This window comes from Mycoplasma elephantis ATCC 51980, assembly GCF_000687815.1.
GTDB classification, from domain to species: domain Bacteria; phylum Bacillota_I; class Bacilli_A; order Mycoplasmatales; family Metamycoplasmataceae; genus Mycoplasma_H; species Mycoplasma_H elephantis.
Map to the genome: position 1 here is coordinate 46,812 of NZ_JHXU01000001.1, position 21,699 is coordinate 68,510.

A 21,699-nucleotide genomic window follows, 5' to 3' on the forward strand; every position below is an offset into this window, starting at 1 on the left:
AGGCGCCCCTAAACTAACAGACTAATCTGCAAGTTTAGAGACACCTAAATAATTTGTGGTAATTACTATCTCATTCATTACATAAGAAGTATAACAAATTTATTTTTTAATTTTTAAAATAAACAAATACTATTTTTAAATATATCTAATTATTTTTTTCGTATTTAATAAGTCTAGGATTATATGAATAACCCCTACCAAATTTAGCTATTTCACTTCCATTAAGTTTCACTGCATCAGCACTAAAATTAATATTAATTTTTAAAATACTTGCCCCAACCCCGTAAACATCTACAGGTGTTTTTTGTTCTTCAAACATTTTAATTTTATTTGCATTAAAACCACTTGAAACAACAATTTTTACATGTTTACCGTCATTTTCATCAAGCGCTTTTCTTAATCTCTTTACTTGGTTTGGTGTTACACCATATTCATCTTCGTTATTAGTGAACATTTTATCCCTTACGTTTTGCGCAGTATCTATTCTTAGTGCCACAAGTTCTTTTCCAAAAGTTTTTAAAGCTTTTAATGAATCATCAATAACATTATTATTAAAATCAACCAATGCGGTAAGAGGTTCTTTAATAATTTCCTTGTACGCTTTTAATGTTTCAATAATATCTCCATTGAACCCTTGAATTAAAATATGAGGAATAGTTCCTACCGCTAATCCGTTATGAAGCGCAACTTGTTCTTTTGTACATTGAGTGTCTATTCCACCTATGTGTGCTGCATAACCATCAAACCTTTGGACCAAATAATGATCTGCTCTATCACCCATAAAAACAACATTTTTGTTATTAGCTACATCAATTATTCTTTTTGAATTAGTTGCAATACTTGAACCCCTAGCCAATATTCCATCAATCATTCCTTCATATATACCAAAATCTTGATAGTGCCCTTCTAATTCGAGAACTACTTCTTTGTTGTTAATGATAGAACCATCTGGCAAATAACTAATCTTATATTTCTTTGTATCAGTTTCTTTTTCAAGTAATTCTAAAACTTCTTTTATTCCACACAAAACCACATTATCTTCTCGTTGAAAAAACTGAATTGTAACAATATTGTTTGGCTTCTTTTTCTCCAAAATCTTTTTTGTTTTAAAAAAGTATTCTGCTATATATTTTTTCATAATTTTAACTCCTCATTTTGATATCAACATAGTTTTTTATTTAAAAAATGAAATCCAGTAGCAAGCAACATAGGTAAAATGAATTGTAAACATAAAACATGTATCCACGATCAAATTTCACTATATCCCAGTTCAATTATTGTAAAAATTGGACCATATAATACAGCACTCCCCATTCCACCTAATACATAATTTTGATTTTTTTCTAAATTAAATTCACAAGGTAAAAGGCTTGCTAAAAATCCACAAATCATAGATGCAAAACAAGGTAATATCAATAATTTCCAATTCTTTACATAATTATTCATATGAGTCATTGTGGTCCCAAAACTTGTGGAAATATAATAACTTATGTTTTTGGTGCTAAGTAAAACTATAAAACCATAAGAAATCATTTGCGCTGTTGTTGCAGCTACAGCTATTGATGCGCCATATGAATTGAGATGAATTGAATAAGCGATAGATGCTGATGATATAGGTAATGTTAAAGCTAGCCCCATTATTAATCCTACTATTGGCGATAATATAATTCTTAATACATTATTAGAATTAACTGAATTAACAATTAATCACTCAATCCAAATCAAAATTAAATTACATATATATGTTAATCATAATGCATTAACAATACCTAAAGCAACACCAATTAATGGTAAAACAAGAATTGAAAATGAATTATCAATATGTACAATATTAAAAAAGTAAATAATAATTACTGATGCTAATCAAGCACTAACTGCGTCACCAACAATTTTTATATTTGTATTTATATTTATGGTTGAAACTTCATAAATAATATTGTTATTCACCACATCAAAAACCGGCTTTACAGAACTATTGGAAACAATAAAAGCACTCAATGAAATTGCTATTGTTTCTAATATACTTCTTTTATTCTTAATGCTAATCGCTAAACCTATTGCTAAAGGAGAAATAAATGACAAAAATATTTTAATTGAAACAAAAATATTTTCACTTGAATAACTACCAACCATACCAAATAATCCGCCTATAATCAAAGTGGCAAAAAATCCAAGACCTGTTCCAATCAAAGAATCAAACCATATTGTTTTATGGTTTAATTTAGATAATTTTGTAATATTCATAAATAAAAAACTCCTTTTAAAGAAGTTCCTGATGACCATACACATTGTGTAGAGACTATATTCAGACTTTACTGTCGGCACAGGAAATTAACCTGTTCATGCTCAAAGAGTACGATGGCTTTACATCCGGTTGGGGAACTAACCCAGTCAGGAAACTACAATCTTTGTGACTGCATTTATATTATAAATAAAATCAAAAACAGTTAACCATAAAAAATTAAATCTTCGGTTTATAATTAAACACATTATGAAAAAAATTATCTTAATAGATTTTGAAGGTATCCAATCATACGGACTTTATATTCCATATATGTTCTCAATGGCAATTAAAAAGGATGAAAAAACATATAAAACTTTTACTAAATCAATTGATTTTAAAAAACTTAATTATAAAAATTGAAGCAAGTTAATGTTAGAGAAGATTGAAAATGTAGTTTTTAATGAATTATCAATTAATTCGTGAAACGAATTTAATGATAAAGCAGAGTTTTATGGTTGGGCGCCCGCATACGAAAATAAAATTTTTAGAAATTTAAAAATTAGTAAAAATATTGTCGTAAAAGACATTAAAGATAATAATTTATTCAAAGCACCTTTGGCATTAAATATTCTTAAAAATAAAAAAGATAAAAATCAATTCCCAAAATTTTATTCAATAATTTCCAATAAAAAAATTTTAGAATTATTCCCTGGATTGGCAAAATCTGAAATTAATAAAAAAATAATTGGAAATAATGGACACACAGCAAGTGTTTGCGGATATATTTATTGAAGACTTGTAAACAACGAACCAACTTGAAATTTCTTAAAAAAATACATTTCAAAGGAAGAAATTTTTAATGAGATGAGAAATTATTCATATAGCGATATACAAACAATGATTTATGCATTTCAAATTAAGGATCAGTTAAATGCAAACATTAAACAAATTTGCAATCTCATCTCAACAAACGCCAAATTGGAAGAAACATTAAATAACGATAACTCATTATATAAAATATTAGATGCATTAAAAAACACTAAACACACCAATTTAACAAATGACTATATTAAAATTATTAATAATTCCTCCATGAATGAAAACGAGAAAACTCTTTTAATCACATTTTTTACTACTATTTTTTCCATTAAAAAATTTGAAGACTTGAAACCTTGATTATCTTTAAATAATCAAAAAATTTTAGAGGAAAAAATTAAAGATAACTCAAATACCCTAATTAAAAATAAGCAGGAATTTAATAGTTTATTAAGTAATCTTTATAATAATTTTAAAAAGCAAAACATCAAAATTATAATGTCATAAAAATAACAAAATCAATGTATTTTATAGGAAACACATTGATTTTATTTAAAAATTAACTTTGTTTTTTTATTTATTTTTGAACAGACAGACAATATTAATTTGTTTTCTAAAGAAATAGTGGATAGAATATTATTATTTATAATGGTATCTAGTTTTTTACTTTCGAAAATTTTATTATTTAAATACTTAAAAAGGGCCTCTTTTTGCGTTCATTTTTCTAGTAAATAATTATTTTGCCTCTCTTTTTTAAGATTATTAAATTCTATTGATTCTTTTTCAGATAAAATGTGTTTTGAAATTTTTAATGAAATGTTTTTAATCTCTTCAATGTCTACCCCTACTCCTTCAGTAGATATAGCTACTGCAACAAATTTTTTTGAATGAGAAATAGAAAAAAAGAAATTATTACACTTTCACATATTATTGGAATCTTTTATAAATTTGATATCTTTTGGGTCTAATCCAAAGACTTCTTTAATTGCTTTTTGCAACAAAATTCAAACGCTATATTTACTATTTTTTACATCATAATTACTAACATTATTAATTTCTTCTCTTCTTTCATCAGAATAAATATTATTTAAATTAATGTGTTTCTCTTTATGGGACACGTAAATATATATATCCATTTCTATATTTTATAATATAGAAATTAAAAATAAGTAATAATAATATATTAGTTTTTTTGTCACTTTAGTATTTATATACTTTATTTCTTTAACTAGATTTAATGTTGATGTCTATATAAAAACTATTTGTATTTTTTTATTCTTATTAATTTTGATTAATATTTTATTATTTTATGTATATTGTTAATCAATCAAATTAAATAATAAAACATTTGACATTATTATTAATTTATTCAATAAATTCCATTATTGATAAATAAAAAAGCAACTTAGTTGCTTTTTTATTCTTTTTTATATTATTTAATAATTTTTGTAACTGAACCAGCACCAACAGTTCTTCCACCTTCACGGATTGAGAACTTTGTACCTTCTTCAACAGCAATAGGAGCTATTAATGTTACTGTTAAGTTAACATTTTCTCCTGGCATAACCATTTCACGGCCTTTTTCAAATTCAACACCACCGGTTACGTCTGTTGTTCTGAAGTAGAATTGTGGTTTATAGTTTTTAAAGAATGGGGTATGACGTCCACCTTCTTCTTTTTTAAGAGCATATATAGCTGCTTGGAATGTTGTGTGAGGAATAATTGAACCTGGTTTTGCTAACACTTGTCCACGTTCAACACCATCACGATCTATACCTCTAAGAAGTAATCCTGCATTATCTCCGGCTTGTGCTTCTTTAAGATTTTTACGGAACATTTCAATTCCTGTAACAACTGTTTTTTTAGTTGGTTTTAATCCAACAATTTCAACTTCTTCATTAAGTTTTAAAACACCACGTTCAACCCTACCTGTAGCAACTGTACCACGTCCTGTGATTGTAAATACGTCTTCTACTGCAAGTAAGAATGGTTTATCTAATTCTTTTGGTGGATTTTCTATTCATGTATCAACCGCATTCATTAATTGGAATATTGTTTCTTCATATTTAGCATCTCCATTTAATGCTTTAAGAGCTGAACCACGGATAATAGGTGTATTATCACCATCAAAACCATATTGTGAAAGTAATTCACGAATTTCAACTTCTACTAAGTCGATCATTTCTTCGTCATTTACCATATCACATTTATTTAGGTATACAACCATTTTTGGAACACCAACTTGTTTTGAAAGAAGGATATGTTCACGTGTTTGAGGCATTGGACCATCTGAGGCTGCAACAACTAATATTGCTCCATCCATTTGTGCTGCACCAGTAATCATATTTTTAACATAGTCAGCGTGACCAGGACAGTCTACGTGTGCATAGTGTCTCTTTTCTGTTTGATATTCAATGTGTGATGTGTTAATTGTAATACCACGAGCTTTTTCTTCGGGTGCATTATCAATAGAAGCATAATCTTTAGCTTCTGATAAACCTTTTTTTGCTAATACTGTAGCAATTGCTGCTGTTAATGTTGTTTTACCATGGTCAACGTGTCCAATGGTACCAATATTAACGTGTTCTTTACTACGGTCAAAATCTTGTTTTGCCATTTTGTTCCTTTCATTTTATTATGTTTTAACGCGCTAAAACCACCTATGTATAGTCTTTCACCTATATCCTGTCCTATAAACGCTAAGTTATTATATTTTAACAAAAATTATAATTAAATTATACATTTATAAATATTGTTAATATTGTTTGCAACATGTTCGGGTTGTTCAACAAATATTGCATGCCCACAATCATTAACTACATATAATTTTATGTTATAGATTTCTGATAATAAATCCAAACTCTCTCTTGTTGTAAATAAATCATTATCTCCAACAATTATGAATATGTCATTATTATATTTTTTAAAAATTTCTTCTTGTCTATTTTTTAAATATGATGTATTTAATATTTGATTATCAACCATTTTTTCAAAAAATTTTCTATGTATGTTTGCATAATCAAGAGAAATTTTTGCTTGATTATCAATGATAGATAAAAATTTTTCAGAATGAGAATTAAATAAATTTAACAATGCGTGTTTTGCTTGTTCACGTGTTATTGGTAATATGTTTTCCTTTATATCTATTTTTGAATATTGTAATTGGAATGTAAGCGGAGAAACTAAAATAGCTTTTTTAACAATTTTATTTTTTAAAAGTTGTAAAGCTATATCACTTCCCATAGAATGAGAAATTACTATATCTATTTTAGTATCTATTTTTTTTAAAAATTCCAGAACTATTTCATAAAGATATTCTAATGAACATATATCCTTATTCATTGTTGATTTGCCACATCCGGGTAAATCAACTTGAATAAAGTCAAAATCTGGGGTAAATTTTTTTATCCTATTTATTACCATTCCATTAGAGCCAAAACCGTGTATAAAAAGAATTTTTTCTTTGTTATTGCTTTCTATTGAATAATTTATAGATTCATTTAATATATCGATTGTCATTTTAACCAAAAATCAATTCAATAAATTCTGATTTTTTAATTCCACCAAAATATAATACTAAATCAATTTTATCAAGAATGTTACCAATAGAATTTTTGTCATAATTTACACCAATAAATAAATCAATAACATCTGATAATTCTTTTTGAGATAAGAAATCTCCTTCAAAAGTTATAGTTTTAATTTTGTTTTCTTCAAGATTTGCTTTAAAGGTAATTAAACCATTATCAAATTTTCTTGTATTAACAATACTAAATTCTGGATTTTTAAAGAATAATCATTCATCAGATTGTTTATATTTAATTAAATCTGCATGTTCTTTATATTGAAAATCTTTTTCGGTAACAATTTTTGCATTATATTTTTCAACCATAAATTTAATTAAATTATCAGTAAATTCATTAATAGAAATATTTTCCTTTAACATTTGCTTTATATTTCCAACACGTTGTTTTACAGATTTAATACCTTTTGATTGCATTTTTAGAGGATTTGGTTTTAAAGCCTTCATCATTGTCTCAATATTTACATCAAAAAGTAATGTACCATGACTAAACATTCTATTTTTGTATATAAATTGGGCGTTTCCACTTACTTTTAGTCCATTGGCCTTAATATCATTACGCCCTTCAAATTCTGCTAAAACACCTATAGAATTTAAGTATTCTATTATTGGTTTCAAGAATTGTGCATAACCCATTGATGTTTTATTTGTTATAAAACTAAAATTAAGATTGTTTAAATCATGATAGACTGCTCCGCCACCCGAAATTCTTCTGGCAATTTTTATATTGTTTTTAGTTGTATAATCAACGTTAATTTCTTCATATAAATTTTGATTTCTACCAATTATAATTGAATTATCATGTTGGTATAACAACATAATATCTTGGTCTATATATTTTTCATCTTTTAAAATCAATTCCTCTAACGATAATGTTTCATAAGGATTGTTTGATTTCATTTTTAAAACTATCATTTATATCTCCTTTTTTTACCTTATTAATTATTACATATTTAAAAAACAAAACATAATGTTTTGCTTTTTAAATTTATTCAACAATACTAAAAGTATATGTTTTATCTAAGGATGTTTTATTATCAACTCATGACACATATATCTCTAATGTTTCAGGGTTTATTTGTTTATAACTTCAAAACAAATCACCAGATAAAATATTTATTTTTGTTATGAGTTCATTAATAAAAGCGGCTATTATTTCTTTATCAAAATATGGTTTTTTTTGATCAGAATTGTATCTAATAAATTTTAAAAATGAGTCCTTATGTATTTCCGGGAAAACATTTTTATGATTGTACAAACCTGTTTTATTATTGGAAGTTTTTGTATTTATCATTTCAGTTGAATTATTAATAGGAGAATTATTTTTATTACAACTAATTGTAATTAAGGAAGGGGAAACAATAAATGAAAAAAATAAAAAAAATCTCTTAGTAAATTTATTCACATTAGTCTTTCTTTTTTTCTTCAATGATAAATACATTTTCTTTTCATGGCAATACCGCTCCATTTAATATTGATTTTTTAATTAATAAAAAATAATTTAGTTGATTAGGCAAAATATAAGAAAAATCTTTGGAGGATATTTTGTAATGATTCCAACTAAAATCTTTGTTTTTTATTGAATTTTCTTCTTTTATGTTAACAGTATATTTGCTATCAAGTTCTCCTAATAGCGAATTTTGTACTTCTACATCATAACCAATTTTGATATTTTTATAATGACCAAAACTAAACTCTAACCTTGGAGAAAACACTCCTTTAAATGAATATGGCAAAATATACCCGTCTTTTATTTCTGCATTAGATAATGTTGTGGTGGTCTTATTATTATAATCGTACCTACTTTGTATATCAGAGTTTATTTCCCAACAAAATTTATCTTTCATATATTTTGTTGGGATAGATTTTAAAGTATTATCAATAGGAATATTTTTTAACCCATAATGTTCAAATTTAGGACTGTAATTAATATAGGGGAGCAAATTGTGAAAATGTAATCGAAAAAAATCATTTTTATTTACATATAAATCTGGTTCTTTATCAATAATAGGTCGAATATCTAATTCGCAATATTTTTCTTCAAACCTTCTTATTTCTTCCATTCTCATCATATCTAAACCTTTTAATTCGCGAAATATAATACCGTTCTTGCCTATTGAATATTCTCGATTTTTAATATCCTCCTCTTTAGGGGGATTTACTATATGTAATTTTGCATACATTTCTCATTTTTTTGTTTGATAATTTTTATATTGCATATCAATATAAATATTTCTTACGTCACTTCATTTCATATAATTAAATATGTTTTCTCTAAATAAAAATGAAAAATAACCATATGAATGTTCTTTTATTTCTGGTTCGCCTCCATCAAAGACTAAATTTGAATTAATGAAAATTTTTGTTTTCATATCTTCATAACCAAACTTGTTTCTGTTGGTGCCGAATGAAATATGAAAATGATCATTAACGGGATTTATACTGAGTTCAAACCCGGAATATTCCACGGCAACCTTTTGTTCTACAGTCCCTCTAAACTTTTCCTCAATTACTTTTTGAGGAATATCATAATTCAATACTAACATTATTTATCATATAGATAGTCTAAAAACTCATCTACAGCCTCATGTTATCTTTTATAGAAAGTTGTTTTAGAAAAATATTGCTCAGCTCATTCTTTTTCATTTTCTACATTCTTCAGAAAAAGTTATCAATAATCATATAGCTTGTTGGTGAAAGTAAATTCAATATTTGTTCAAAAATTGATTTTACTTTTGTAGTTTTATTCATTTCTAAAATGTTTTTAGCAGATGTGTCATATTTTTTTAAAATTTCATCACTTAACTGAATGTTTTTTATTCGGTTATAGAATTTACATGCATCTCTAACTAAATTTTTTTTAGATATGAAATCTAATTTTTTTATGTTCATTTTTTTTACCTCCAACCAATAAAAGTATGAAAATGGGGATAAAATGCCAAAAAAATAAAAAAATGGGAAAAATGCCCATTTTTTAATAGCTTTTAGCAAAAAGAACACGCCTTTTTGTCTTAATTCTAGAATAAATACATTTTTTTAATGGTGCTTTTTTTTCTTGCATAAGTACACACCGAGATGTTGCTCCTGTCTCTTTTTGTATTAATTCCTCTACTATTTCATCCCCCTCAAATGGGGCAATGACAAATTTGTTTTGAGCAATTGCTTCTTTAAATTCTTTATAAGTGCTTACTTCAATCATATTATTAATAAGACTCTCATTAGCTTTTTTATATAAATTTTCTTGAATATTTTTAATTAATTTTTTAATATAAAAACTGATATCACATAAATTAACAATTTCTTTTTCTAAAGTATCACGACGAACAATTGACACATTATTATCAACAATATCTCTTGGTCCTATTTCTATTCTTATTGGGGTACCTTGTATTTCACTTTCCGATGCCTTATAACCAGGTTGTTTATCTGATATATCTAATTTAACGCGATATTTTTTTGATAAATTTTTATAAATATTTTTAGCCACATTTATAATTTCTGGATTTTTATTAGCGAAAAAAGTTATTATATCAATTTGTGTATTTGCTATATATGGAGGAATTATTACACCTCTATCATCACCATGATTCATAATAATTGCGCCTATCAATCTAGTTGAAAGTCCTCATGATGTTTGATATACATGTTCAAATTCATTATTTTTATTTTTAAATTTAATATCATATGCTTTTGAAAAGTTTTGAGCTAAATAATGACTTGTTGCACTTTGCAATGCCTTACCATCCTTCATCATTGCCTCAATAGTGTAAGTGGTGCATGCGCCAGCAAACTTTTCTCGAGGTGTTTTTTTACCCATAATTGTAGGTATTGCTAAATAATCTTTAATGAATTTTGAATAAATGCTTAAAATTTTTCTAGTAAGCTTTCTTGCCTCAATCGCATTATCGTGTGCTGTGTGACCTTCTTGTCATAAAAATTCTGAATTTCTTAAAAATGGATTTGTTGTTTTTTCTCATCTTAATACATTTGCTCATTGATTAAAAATAATTGGTAATTCATTTTTTTCACTAATTATATTTTTAAAAAGATCGGCAAATATAACTTCAGAAGTTGGCCGAATATAGATGTGCTCAGCGAGTTCTTTGTCTCCAACTTTTGTTATAGTAGCCAATTCAGGATTAAATCCGGCTATATGATTCTTCTCTTTTTGAAATTGTTCTACAGGAATAAGCATGGGTAAATAAACATTTTGTACACCTTGCTCTTTAAATTTTTTATTTAAGATTCTTTGTATATTTTCTCATATGCCATAACTATTAGGTTTAAAAACAATAGTACCTTTAACTAACCCATATTCCATTAAATCGCCATTTTTAACTACATCAACATATCATTTGGCAAAATTTTCACTTTGAGGTGTTATCTTATTTAAAGTTTTCATTTACTAATTATTACATAAAATAATAAAAACATGTTTTATACATAAAAAACATTCTGAATTTAGTTTTTTTGTTTTTTTAATAAATTTTAAAGACAATCGTGAATTCCCCTTTTAACGAGTTATTATTTAATTTATTTAAAACCTCACTTGGGGTGCCAAAAAAATGTTTTTCATTTATTTTTGTAAGTTCTTTTAATAAATATATTTCAGCGTTTTCGTTGAAATTCTCTTGAAAAATTGTCATTGTTGTAATTAATTTATGGGGCGAAATGAAAGCAACATAGACGCCTTTTGTTAGTCTTGTTAATTGTTTTTTTATTTGATTTGTTTTTGATTCTAAAAAACCTAAAAAGGTAAAATTATTACCCAAACTAGAATAGGCAAAGGCAAGCGTGGATGCGCTTACACCTGGTATAATTTCAAAATCTATATTATTCTTTTTTGCTTCTTTAAGTAAATTAAAACCTGGGTCGGAAATAATTGGCATCCCCGCATCAGAAATTAGGGCAACAGTTTTGCCTTCATTAACTAATTTTAATATCCCTTTTGTACTATTTTTTTCATTAAATAAATGGTGAGATAATAATGGTTTTTTTATTTCATAATGGTTTAATAATTTTATTGATGTCCTTGTATCTTCACAAGCCACATAATCAACAGACCTTAAAACTTCTAGCGCCCTTAATGTTATATCTTTCAAATTACCTATAGGTGTACCAACTATATAAATTTTAGACATAAGACCTCATTGTATTTATAATTAATACTTGTTTAAATAAATAAAAATTATATTTTGATTTTATTTGTTTTATAAATTTATAAATTTCATCAATAATAGGCTCAATTTTTAGATTAGATTCTAAAATAAAATCAAACTTTTCCTTATTATTTTTAGAAAATTCTGTTCTACGCAAATGAATTTCTTGGAAAATAAAAATTAACATTAAACAAAAATGATAATAATTTTTTAAAGTCATTTTTTCAATTATATAAGCAGCTAAAATATATTTATTTTTGCAAGAATTATAAATAACATCAAGGATATTATAAATATCACTAAATTCGAAAAAGCCACAAAATTCTTCAATTTCTTTGTAAGAACACAAAATATTTGTTAATACATTTTTATAAATTGGCTCTTTTATTTTTTTATCTAATAATGCTACTTCTTTTTTTGATAATGATGGCGGCACATTAATTAAAATAGCGCGCGAAATGATTGTTTTAGGTAATGAAGAAATGTTTCTTGTACTAATTATAATAATAGAGTTTGGGAATGGTTCTTCAATAAGTTTTAAAATATAACTTATTGCATTAGGACTCATTTCATCTAAATTTTTTATCATTAAAAACTTATATCTATCTTGAGATACTTTATTTTCTAATTTTTGAAAAGCATTTACCATTGATTCTTTACTAGAATATGCATTATCAAAATTAACAAGATGTAAATTATCATAATTTTGTTCATAATTTAATTCAACATATTTTGACTTATTCACTTTATTAAAAAAATAAAGCATATATTGTTCTATGTCTACATTTTTAGAAGAATAAAAAATAAAACAATGATTTATTTTATCTTTTTTAACATAATTATCCACAATACTATAAACATCCATTTATATACTCCAAAAATTTATTGTTTGATTCTAATGATTTAATGATTTGTCTAACTACTTCATTAAAACTTTTTGTAGCATCTATTAAAATAAATCTTTCTTTATCCATATTAATTAAAAATTCATATCCTTTTTGAACTTTAAAATAAAAATCTCTATCTAAACTATCTAAACGATCTAATTTTTTTCTTGTTTTTGACATTCTTTCCAAACATTTATCAACCCCAATATCAAAATAAAAAGTTAAAGTAGGCATAGTGTCTTCAATTATAAATTTAGAAAAATCAAATAATCTTTGATATCCTATTTCTCTCCCGAATCCTTGGTAAGCATAAAAAGAATCAATATAGCGATCCGAAATTATTAATTTATTTTCTTTTAATCCTGGTCAAATAACTTTTTCAAGGTGTATTCTTCTTGCCGCTGAAATTAATATCGCTTCAGATCAATCAGATAAATTCGATTTATTACTTAAGACTATTTCTCTTACTTCTTCCGCTTCCTTTATATTAACTCCACCTGGTTCTCTTGTTATTATTAGCTTAATTTTAGGATATTTCTTTTTTAAATAATCCCCAACTTTTTTTAATACAGATGATTTTCCGCTAGCATCCAAACCTTCGAAAGTAATAAACATTTATCTCCTTTTATATTTTTAATTATGCATTAATTGATAAAAAAGATATTTTTATTTTATTATAATCATATTATGAACGATATGAACTCCAATAGAAAAGAAATAATTAATGATTTTACAAGAATATGCAATATAGTTTTTAAAATAAATGTCGATGCTAATAAATTAAAAATTGAAAACTTTCAATGTGATTTTGACAAAATAAATAGAACCATAAAAAAAATGTATTTAAAAGTAGAAGAAATTCCAAATTCATTAGAATACAAAAAACTTTATGATGTTTTAGGTAAAAATTTAGTTTTAGAAATCAATAATCCCGTATATAATACAGAAAATTTTATTACTTACTTATGACTTTTTTTTGAAGAGGCATCAAAAGTTTTACAAAACAATGAAAAAAATTTAATACAAAAATCCCTAGGTAATTCTACATCTATAAAACCAGATGGTATTATTGTTTTTGCTTTTGATACAGAAGAAGTAAAATTAATATTTGAAAAAATTAAAAACCAATTATTAAATTTAATTCATGAAGCTGGTTTTAAAACAATTTCATTAGATATTTTAAAACGCAAAAATCATGACGAACTCTATGAAGTATTGGAACAGCAAAAAGACGAAAACTTTAAAAATGGGGTATATGATAAAACTGAAAATGAAGAAGAATTAGAATATTCACTAACTTTTAAAAATAATCATTACAAATATTTTCAAAGAACTATTTCAGAAATTAACTCTACAGAGGATATAAATCTAAAAGAAAAAGTAATTGTTAGAGGGACAATTTTTGGTGAAATTGTTAGCAAAAGCGTAAAGAATGGAGCATTAATGTTCTCATTTAATATAACTGATTTTAAGGACGCTATTTCATTTTTTTGCTTTGCTAGAGAAGAAAAATATATACAAGAATTTAAAAAACTAGAAACAGGGAAAACTTATGAATTTAAAGGTACAACACAATATAAATCATTTTCCAATATTCATGAATGAAATATACAATTAAATTCTTTTGTTGAAATAGAACCTCTTTTTTCTTTGAAAAAAGATAAAAGTAAAAAACCAAGAATTGAATTCAATGTCAAATCAAATATGACTACCTTAGACGGTTTTAGAAAAGCAAAAACACTGGCACATGACATAAAAGAAATGGGATTAAAAGGTATGGCATTAATGGATATTGATTCTGTACAAAATTTTCCTGAATTCAACAAATTTTCAGCAAATTTTGCTGAATTTTCGAAATTTTATGGTTGTACATTTACTACTGTTAAAAAATTAAATAATGTTATTTTATTAGAGGGAAAATATAATGAAAAAATAGATGATAATGAATTTATTGTTTTAGATATAGAGACAACAGGTTTATCTCCTATCATTAGTGAAATAATTGAGTTTGGAGCTAGTGTTGTTAAAAATAATGAAATAATAGATAAAATTCAATTTTTTATAAAATCATCTAAACCAATATCTGAGGAAACAACTTCGCTAACTGGTATAACAAATGATATGTTAGAGGAATTGGGTTATACCCAAGAAGAAGGAATTAAAAAAATATATGACGTCATAAAAGATAAAGTCGCTGTTGCTCATAATGCTTCTTTTGATATGAATGTTATTATTCAAAAATTTGAAGAGTTTAATTTAAACAATTGTAATACAACTTTTATTGATACACTTGCGCTTTCAAGAATCATGCACCCATCATTCAATAAATATACTTTAGGTAGTGTTGCTAAAAAATTAAGTGTTCCATATAACACCAGAGAAGCACACCGCGGTGATTATGATGCTGAGGTATTAGCTAAAATATGAATAATATTAAAAAGACAACTTTCTATTAATAAAAATATTACCACAATAAAAGAATTAAAAAATTTAAATCATCCTGGTGAAATACCTAAATATCTAACTTCAAAAGTTAGTGTTTTAGCAAAAAATAAAGTAGGTCTTAAGGAATTATATAAACTTGTTTCAAGTGCTCACACAAAATTAATTGCAAATAATTCTTCAAAATACCCATTAATATTTTTTGATGAAATTAAAAAATGTAAAAATGTTTTAATTGGGTCTTCAACTTTACAAAGCGATTTATATGAGTGTTTATTTTTTAAATCTCTCTTCGCGCTAAGACAAGAAATGCAAAAATATGATTACATAGAAATTACACCACCACATAATTTTGCATCATTCGAAGATAAATTTAGCAAGGATGAAATAACTAGATTGCTAAAAGTTTTGGTTAGAGAAGCTAAAAAAATGAATAAATTAATAATAGCGGTCTCGGATGCAAGGTATATTTATCCACACGAACAAGAAATTCATAAGGTCTTAATTCATGCAAGTGGGGTTGGTGGGGTAAAACATTATTTATATAATTATAAAAGAGCTCAAGAAGGAACATTAACTTATCCATTGCAATTTGTACCAACAACTGATGAGATGATTAATTATTTTAATTTTTTAAATGACCCGGATTTAATTTATGATATTGTTGTAAATAATACTTATAAATTAGCAAACCAGATTTCAGAAATTAATATTTTTGAAGATAAATTATTTACCCCTAAATTCGATAATTCCGAAACTAATTTAAAAGATCTTGTCTACGAAAATGCTCATATAAAATATGGTGAAGTTCTCCCTAAAATAATTGAAGAAAGAATAGAAAGAGAAATTAATCCAATTTTAAAATACGGTTTTTCAGTTATTTATTGAATCGCAAGCAAACTTGTAACAAAAACACTAAATGATGGATATTTAGCAGGAAGTAGGGGGAGTGTTGGTTCTTCACTTGTTGCTACACTAGCCGGAATTACAGAAATTAATCCTTTAGCTCCACATTATTTATGTAATAAATGTAAATATTTTGAAGTAATTGAAAATAATAATTTTACTTCTGGTTTTGATTTACCAAATAAATTATGTCCAAAATGTAATATAGAATTATATAAAGATGGTCAATTAATTCCTTTTGAAACTTTTTTAGGATTTAATGCAAATAAAGTTCCTGATATAGATTTAAATTTCCCTGGAGAGTATCAATGCATAATTCACAATGAAGTAAGACGTATGTTTGGTAAGAATCATACTTTTAGAGCGGGTACAATAATGACCGCAAAATTAAAAACATGTTATGGTTATGTTAAAACATATTCCCAAGAAATTAAAAAGGAATTTACTTCTGGTTTTACTAAATATCTTTCTTCATCGATCGAAGGTTCAAAAAGAACATCTGGTCAACATGCGGGGGGGATAATGATAATTCCTAAAGAATATGATGTTGAAGATTTTACGCCAATAAACTTTCCTAGCGATGACCCTGAAAGTGAATGAAAAACAACACATTTCAATCATGAATCAATACACGAATCTTTACTAAAACTTGATTTATTAGGCCATAAAGATCCTTCCGCTATAAAAATGCTAGAAAGGTTAACCAAGATTAAATTTAGCGATATTCCAAATATGGATGAAAAAGTACTATCACTTTTTAGAACAAATGAAGCTCTAAACATAAAACCAGGGACAATTGGTAACGACACCACTGGAGCAATCGGAATTCCTGAATTTGGTACTCCATTTGTTAGACAAATGTTACAAGAAGTACAAGTTGAGTCTTTTGCAGATTTAATTTCAGTTGCCGGATTAAGTCATGGAACAAATGTTTGATTAAATAATGCGCAAAAATTAATCAGGGAAGAAAATAAGAAAATAAAAGATATTATCTCATGTAGAGATGATGTAATGATTTACTTAATAAGAAAAGGTGTTGAACCATTAACCGCTTTTCAAATAATGGAAAATGTGCGTAAAAAGAATACTAATGTAACAAAAGAACAGGAAGAGATATTAATTAAACACAAAATTCCTAATTGGTATATAGAAAGCATGAAAAAAATTGAATACATGTTTCCCAAAGCTCATGCTGCCGCCTATGTTTTAATGGGATGACGTGTTGCTTGATTTAAATTATATAAACCACTTGAACATTACGCAACATACTTTACAGTTAGATGTGAAGAATTTGATATAAAAACAATGTGTAAGGGAAAAGAAGCAATAGAAAAAAAATATAATAAATTATTAGAAAAGAAAAATAGTAAAGAAAGTGATATAAAACCAAAAGAAGAAAACATATTAGTTTCACTAGAAGTGGCTTATGAAATGGTTTTAAGAGGATTTTCATTTTCAAATGTCTCACTAAAAAAATCGGCAGCGACAGAATGATTAATAGATTATAAAAATAATAAATTAATTCCCCCTTTTATAACAGTAGAGGGATTAGGAGAAACGGTTGCTATATCCATTGTTAACGCAAGAAATGAATACCCATTTAGTTCTAAAGAAGATTTATTAAAAAGAACCCAAATTAACAAAAATGTATTTAATGATTTAAACTCATTGGGCGTTTTAGATGGTTTAAATGATAGTGAACAAATAAATCTTTTTGATGAATAAAATTAAACAATAAATAAAAAATATGTTTGTTTTTTATTGATTTATTATTGAAATTATTATTTTTAGATAAAAAATAAAAAGCCTATTTTTGGCTTTTTATTATGCTCTATTGTTTGAACCGAATTCAAGAATTTTCTCTTTAACAGTTTCACACATTGCTTTATAGCCGGGTGCATAAAGTTTTCTTGGATCAAAGTTTTTACCCTCCAAATCCTTCCCCGATTCTATAAATGCACGAATAGCTTTATGGTTAGCTTGTTGCAATTCTGTATTAACATTTATTTTTGCAACACCTAAAGAAATAGCTTTTTGTATTTGTTCTTTAGGAATTCCGGAACCACCATGAAGAACAACACCCATCCCTATAGTTGATGAGATATTTTTTAAAACATCAAAATTTAATGATTTTCAACCTTTAGGGTATGGACCATGAATATTTCCTATACCAGCAGCAAGAACATCTATGCCAAGGTCCGCCATTTTTTTAGCTTCTTCAGGGTTTGCAAATTCACCCGCACCAACAACCCCATCTTCCTCACCACCTAAAGTTCCAACTTCAGCTTCAAAACTTAAATTGTGTTTTTTTGCAAGTTTTAACAATTCTTTTGTATTTTGGTAATTCTTTTCAAATGGTTCATGAGAGCCATCATACATTATTGATGTATAACCAGCTTCTACAGCTTTTTTAGCCCCTTCAAATGTTCCGTGATCCAAGTGTAAAGCCACAGGAACAGTAATATTTAAATCTTTATCGATTGATTTTACGAGCGCAGCAGCTACATTAAACCCACCCATATATTTAATTGCTCCCTCACTAGTTGCAATAATAATTGGTGATTTCATTTCTTGTGCAGTTAACAAAATGGCCTTTGTTCATTCTAAATTATTAGTATTTATATGTGGTACCGCATATCCTTTATCATATGCATCTTTTAACATTTTTTTAGCATTTACTATCATCTTCTACTCCTTTTTTTTATTTTTCTATATAAGACAAATCCCACTCATTATTTCCTAAGTGAGTAAATTTTGCATAAACAGTTAGAAGTTTATAAAATTCACCTGTTTTTTTAACCAATATTTCTTCCATTGTTAAATTATTTTTTTTAGCTTCGTTTTGTCATTTTTCTTGGAATTCTTTTTTAACAGCTGTAAAAATATTCTCAAAATTGTCTTGTCCATGGCTATTTAAGTATTCTATAGCTACATCAACCATTGTCTTCATTAATATCCTTTCAATAATATTATTTATTATATAACAAGGTTTTATTTTATTTTTAAAGAATACGCGAATAAAAATTTAAATAAAAAGTGAAAACTAAAAAAATTTTTAACATTATTTTTTAATTTAAAAACATTTTTTTGATTATATTTATGAGTAAAAATATGTTTTTTTTATTTTTTTAACATTTTTTTAACATTTTAGGGATGTTTATTATTAATAATTAATAATAAATAAATTAATAAATTAATATATATAAAAAACGACTTTTTTATTTTAAAATAATATTATGAAAATCGAAGAAGATATTAATTTAGAAAATTTAAATTTAAAATTAAAACAAGCAGCATTAGCGTTTGATTGTGATGAGATAATAAAAAAGAATGTGCTTAATAAATTTGAAATTATAAATTTTGACAATAATGAAATATTACTCTTTATACCGAATACGAATTCTTACCAAATAAGTAAAGATTCTGTTCAAATATTAATAAAAAGTATATTAAAAAAAGAATTCGATATCGAATCATTTTACATAACTCATGAAAGAAAAATTTTACCCATGAAGGAAGTAAAATTAAAAAATAATGAGACATTAAATTATTCAATGACTTTTGATAATTTATATAAAGGAAATTTTAATAAACTTGCCTATCAAGTATCGAAAAAAATCACGGATGAAAATATAGGATTTAATATATTTTTTATAAATTCACGTACAGGGATGGGGAAGACTCATTTAGCGAATGCTGTTTGTCTCGAATATGAAAAAATAGGGTTGACCTCATTAATAATAAAACCTTCAAATTATGATATTAAATTTGCGACAATTCTGAAGAGGAATATACCTGAAGAAAAAAGTGTATTTGTTAAAAAATTAATTAACTACGATATTCTTGTGTTTGATGATTTTCAAAATTACAAAACAAAACCAAAGACATTTGAATTTATCAATGATATTATAGAGGAAAGAAAAACTCGAGATAAATTAACTATTATTTGTTCTGATGAAAAACCTGATGTTTTAAGACAATCTTTTGATGAACGTTTAATTTCTAGACTTGAAGAAGGAATGGTTTTGGAAATACAACAACCTAGTTCTGAAGAATATTTTAAAATCTTACAATTTATGCTTGAAAAAAATGGGTGAGATATAAAACTTTTTGATGAAAAAGCATTACATGATTTAGTTGACATGGATGTTGATAATATTAATAAAATAAGAGGTATGGTTATAACGTTAGATACGTTTTCTTCTAGTATAAAAAAACATAAAGTTTATTCTTACAAAGTTTTATCTAATTATTTTGATAAATTAAGAAATAATAAAGTTATTGATGAAAAAACTATAATTAAAGTCGTATGCAACTACTTTAATTTACTGGAGAAAAATGTCTTATCTAAAGTAAGGAAATCCGAAATATCAAGAGCTCGCCATATTATTATGTATTTTATGACTTACATGCTTAAATATACACAGATTAAAATTGCTAATATTTTCAAATGTGATCACTCAGCGGTAACATATGCAATTAAAAAAATTGAAAACAGTAAAGAAAAAGATCCAAACCTCAAACAAGTAATAAAAACAATTAACTTACTTATTAAAACTAACTAAAGGAGAATTATGAATTTTAAAATTAAAAAAAATTTACTAGAAAAACATCTTAATATTGTCGGAAAAGCAATAGATGTAAATAATGTTATGATGCAATTTCGTGGAGTTTATATAAAAGTATATGAAAGAGAAATAGAATTAATTGGAACTGATGGAGAGCTTTCTATTAAAACTCGTATACCATTATCGAATGACCTGGAAATTTACGAACCTGGAGAAGTGTTGATTTATTATGATTTTTTTAAAAAATCAGTAACAAAAGTAAATGGTGAAATTACTATATTGAAAAATAATAATACAATCATATTAAATTCTGGTCAAACAAAATATGAATTAGCACTTCTTAAAAGTCAAGAATATCAAATGCCAATTTTTTCATTATCAGGGGAAAAAATTACATTAAATTATAGTGAGTTTAAAGAAGCTGTTAATAATGTTATTTTTGCGATAAATGAAAAGGATCCTAATCCAAGGTTTGCTTCAATTTCTTTTAATGCTAAAAACAATAAATTAGAATTTTTAGCATCGGATAAATATAGGTTTGCAAGACATTTTGTTAATATAGAACAAAATGCAGAATTTCAAAAAATAGTAAAAGCAAAAAATATTAAAAAGATGCTTATTGATGATGGGGGTAAAAAGGTAGATATTTATGCAAATGATATTGAATTTACGTTTGTTACAAAAGATACAATTATTGTTTCTAAAATAGTTGATACAATGTTTATTGATTATACAAAAACAATCCCAAATGAATTCATTTCAACAATAACTGTTGAAAAAAAAGACATTTCTGATTTAATTAGTAAAATATTCTACAACTCAGATGATAAAAATAATAGGTTTACTCTAATTATTAAAAATGATAAATTAGTAGCTACTGGTAACGTCCAAGAAATGGCTAAAATGGAATCATCTATTAGTCAATTTGTATTACAAGGTAAACCTTTAGAAATAGATTTTAATTTTAATTTTTTTAATGAAGCAATACAAGTTTTTGATAAAGAAATAGTAATCTGTATAAGTAGTGATATTCAAAAAGTGTTAATTATTTCTAAATACTCTCCTAATACCCAACAACTTATTGCGCCTTTAAGAAGAGCTTAATATAAAAAAA

At 25.7% G+C, this 21,699-nt stretch carries 19 protein-coding genes; 4 read left to right on the top strand and 15 right to left on the bottom strand.

From position 1 onward, the window contains the following. Positions 1–145: 145 nt before the first annotated feature. Positions 146–1,138 carry a nicotinate phosphoribosyltransferase gene (locus T380_RS0100230; RefSeq protein WP_027333964.1) on the bottom strand — a complete coding sequence of 331 codons (993 nt, stop codon included), beginning with the start codon at positions 1,136–1,138 and terminating at the stop codon, positions 146–148. Next, complete coding sequence (locus tag T380_RS0100235; protein WP_027333965.1) at positions 1,123–2,244, bottom strand: PTS sugar transporter subunit IIC; 1,122 nt, start codon at positions 2,242–2,244, stop codon at positions 1,123–1,125. Before T380_RS0100235 ends, T380_RS0100230 begins: the two co-directional genes overlap by 16 nt. Before the next feature lie 247 nt (positions 2,245–2,491). Here T380_RS0100235 and T380_RS0100240 point away from each other — a divergent pair, with 247 nt between their 5' ends. Further along, a complete protein-coding gene (locus T380_RS0100240) occupies positions 2,492–3,547 on the top strand; it encodes a hypothetical protein (protein ID WP_027333966.1) in 1,056 nt (351 codons plus the stop codon). A 41-nt stretch (positions 3,548–3,588) separates the two neighbouring features. On the opposite strand, the gene T380_RS04180 is transcribed toward T380_RS0100240, so the two are convergent. The 11 genes from T380_RS04180 to tmk all read right to left on the bottom strand — a co-directional run bounded on the left by T380_RS04180 (position 3,589) and on the right by tmk (position 13,284). Beyond that, entirely contained in the window at positions 3,589–4,176 is a 588-nt protein-coding gene (locus T380_RS04180) for a 4'-phosphopantetheinyl transferase family protein (RefSeq protein WP_027333967.1), read from the bottom strand. A 296-nt stretch (positions 4,177–4,472) separates the two neighbouring features. Beyond that, a complete protein-coding gene (gene tuf / locus T380_RS0100250; RefSeq protein ID WP_027333968.1) occupies positions 4,473–5,657 on the bottom strand; it encodes an elongation factor Tu in 1,185 nt (394 codons plus the stop codon). A 113-nt stretch (positions 5,658–5,770) separates the two neighbouring features. Continuing rightward, positions 5,771–6,559 carry an alpha/beta fold hydrolase gene (locus tag T380_RS0100255; protein WP_156930178.1) on the bottom strand — a complete coding sequence of 263 codons (789 nt, stop codon included), beginning with the start codon at positions 6,557–6,559 and terminating at the stop codon, positions 5,771–5,773. A 1-nt stretch (position 6,560) separates the two neighbouring features. Next, the gene (gene lplA, locus T380_RS0100260; RefSeq protein WP_027333970.1) at positions 6,561–7,538 is read right to left on the bottom strand and encodes a lipoate--protein ligase; all 978 of its coding nucleotides are present in this window, start codon (positions 7,536–7,538) and stop codon (positions 6,561–6,563) included. 73 nt (positions 7,539–7,611) lie between these two features. Then, positions 7,612–8,028, bottom strand: a complete 417-nt coding sequence (locus T380_RS0100265; RefSeq protein ID WP_156930179.1) for an MHO_1590 family protein — start codon at positions 8,026–8,028, stop codon at positions 7,612–7,614. Between the two features lies 1 nt (position 8,029). Then, a complete protein-coding gene (locus tag T380_RS0100270; protein WP_027333972.1) occupies positions 8,030–9,169 on the bottom strand; it encodes an MHO_1580 family protein in 1,140 nt (379 codons plus the stop codon). A 103-nt stretch (positions 9,170–9,272) separates the two neighbouring features. After that, positions 9,273–9,515 (bottom strand): hypothetical protein, encoded by a 243-nt coding sequence (locus T380_RS0100275; RefSeq protein WP_156930180.1) that lies wholly within the window; start codon positions 9,513–9,515, stop codon positions 9,273–9,275. A gap of 82 nt (positions 9,516–9,597) precedes the next feature. After that, entirely contained in the window at positions 9,598–11,025 is a 1,428-nt protein-coding gene (gene proS, locus T380_RS0100280) for a proline--tRNA ligase (RefSeq protein WP_027333974.1), read from the bottom strand. Positions 11,026–11,101: 76 nt separating this feature from the next. Beyond that, on the bottom strand, positions 11,102–11,764 hold the full coding sequence (gene rsmI, locus T380_RS0100290; protein WP_027333975.1) for a 16S rRNA (cytidine(1402)-2'-O)-methyltransferase: 663 nt from the start codon (positions 11,762–11,764) through the stop codon (positions 11,102–11,104). Continuing rightward, complete coding sequence (locus T380_RS0100295; protein ID WP_027333976.1) at positions 11,757–12,647, bottom strand: hypothetical protein; 891 nt, start codon at positions 12,645–12,647, stop codon at positions 11,757–11,759. The genes rsmI and T380_RS0100295 overlap by 8 nt, the downstream gene beginning before the upstream one ends. Beyond that, positions 12,634–13,284: a dTMP kinase gene (gene tmk, locus T380_RS0100300; RefSeq protein ID WP_027333977.1), complete on the bottom strand. Its 651-nt coding sequence runs from the start codon at positions 13,282–13,284 to the stop codon at positions 12,634–12,636. Before tmk ends, T380_RS0100295 begins: the two co-directional genes overlap by 14 nt. 72 nt (positions 13,285–13,356) lie before the next feature. Between tmk and T380_RS0100305 the strand changes: the two genes are divergently transcribed. Beyond that, a complete protein-coding gene (locus tag T380_RS0100305) occupies positions 13,357–17,742 on the top strand; it encodes a PolC-type DNA polymerase III (RefSeq protein ID WP_036436593.1) in 4,386 nt (1,461 codons plus the stop codon). A gap of 99 nt (positions 17,743–17,841) precedes the next feature. Here the strand turns inward: T380_RS0100305 and fba are convergent, their stop codons facing one another. Together fba and rpoE are read right to left on the bottom strand one after the other, a co-directional pair. After that, positions 17,842–18,702: a class II fructose-1,6-bisphosphate aldolase gene (gene fba, locus T380_RS0100310; protein WP_027333979.1), complete on the bottom strand. Its 861-nt coding sequence runs from the start codon at positions 18,700–18,702 to the stop codon at positions 17,842–17,844. A gap of 16 nt (positions 18,703–18,718) precedes the next feature. Next, the gene (gene rpoE / locus T380_RS0100315) at positions 18,719–18,967 is read right to left on the bottom strand and encodes a DNA-directed RNA polymerase subunit delta (RefSeq protein ID WP_027333980.1); all 249 of its coding nucleotides are present in this window, start codon (positions 18,965–18,967) and stop codon (positions 18,719–18,721) included. 286 nt (positions 18,968–19,253) lie between these two features. Here rpoE and T380_RS0100320 point away from each other — a divergent pair, with 286 nt between their 5' ends. Next, positions 19,254–20,582 (top strand): DnaA ATPase domain-containing protein, encoded by a 1,329-nt coding sequence (locus T380_RS0100320; protein ID WP_027333981.1) that lies wholly within the window; start codon positions 19,254–19,256, stop codon positions 20,580–20,582. 9 nt (positions 20,583–20,591) lie between these two features. After that, the gene (gene dnaN, locus T380_RS0100325) at positions 20,592–21,689 is read left to right on the top strand and encodes a DNA polymerase III subunit beta (protein WP_027333982.1); all 1,098 of its coding nucleotides are present in this window, start codon (positions 20,592–20,594) and stop codon (positions 21,687–21,689) included. Positions 21,690–21,699: the final 10 nt, after the last annotated feature.